This window comes from Bacillus sp. SIMBA_005, from assembly GCF_046535585.1.
GTDB lineage: Bacteria > Bacillota > Bacilli > Bacillales > Bacillaceae > Bacillus > Bacillus pumilus.
The window spans coordinates 1-241 of sequence record NZ_JAWRWI010001066.1 but is presented as its reverse complement, the minus strand read 5'-3'; the positions used below and the strand labels follow the sequence as shown (position 1 = coordinate 241).

1 protein-coding gene is annotated in these 241 nt (G+C 67.6%); it reads right to left on the bottom strand.

Going from position 1 to position 241, the window contains the following annotated elements; translation table 11 throughout:
* Positions 1 to 145: 145 nt before the first annotated feature.
* On the bottom strand, positions 146 to 241 hold a 96-nt coding region (locus SB660_RS23390; RefSeq protein ID WP_410584960.1), incomplete at its 5' end, for an amino acid--tRNA ligase-related protein.

Below are 241 nucleotides of genomic sequence, written 5' to 3'. Positions count from 1 at the left end.
GCAGCGCGTGCGCACGATCTTAACGTGAAGCAAGCTCCGGGCCAGCCCTCGGGCGCGCCGGGGATGTGACGCCATCCCCATTCCAACGGGAAACGTGGGCGATGTCAGGCCAGCGCACGGTCGGCGCCGGCGTCGGAAACCGACGTCAGGCGTCGTTCTGCGGCCGCATGTAGGGGAACAGCAGCACGTCGCGGATCGACGAGGACCCGGTCAGCAGCATTACCAGACGGTCGATGCCGAC